The sequence below is a fragment of the Amycolatopsis sp. SID8362 genome, assembly GCF_010550475.1.
GTDB lineage: Bacteria > Actinomycetota > Actinomycetes > Mycobacteriales > Pseudonocardiaceae > Amycolatopsis > Amycolatopsis eburnea.
Genome location: NZ_JAAGNB010000957.1, coordinates 1 through 446 on the forward strand (window position 1 = coordinate 1; position 446 = coordinate 446).

Genomic DNA, 446 nt, shown 5'->3' on the forward strand with positions numbered 1-446 from the left:
GAGCCGCGCGGCGACCGCGTCGACCCGCTCGTCGAGGGCGCGCCAAGTCAGCGTGACCGCGCGACCGTCCGCGGCGGTGCGGTGGTCCAGGTACGTGACGGCGGTTTCGTCCCCGAGCACCCGGGCCCACCTGGCCAACAGGGTCGCGAACGATTCGCCGTCATCGAGCTTTTCCGGCGTGGCGGGAATCGGCTGGGAAATGGTTTCCATGGTCCCTCGCAGAGAGCGTTTACCGGCGCAGTGAATAGCCGCGCCCGTGCGGTTGTCAATCGGCGGATCCCGGATGCTCACCGGGAAACGGGTTACGGGACCGCACGTTTGTCACGCGGCGACGAGGTCTCGGTGGAACGGGGTTTCGCCACGCGCACGGCCAGCAGCGCGCCGGCGAACGTCAGCCCGGCCGCGGCGAGCAGCCCGGCGGTGTAGCCGCCGGCCAGCGCCACCGA

General features: G+C 71.1%; 1 pseudogene. It reads right to left on the reverse strand.

Annotated features, from left to right (window positions below):
- Positions 1-210 (reverse strand): annotated as a pseudogene (locus G3I65_RS29470) (fatty-acid--CoA ligase); the annotation flags it as partial.
- Between the last annotated feature and the right edge of the window lie 236 nt (positions 211-446).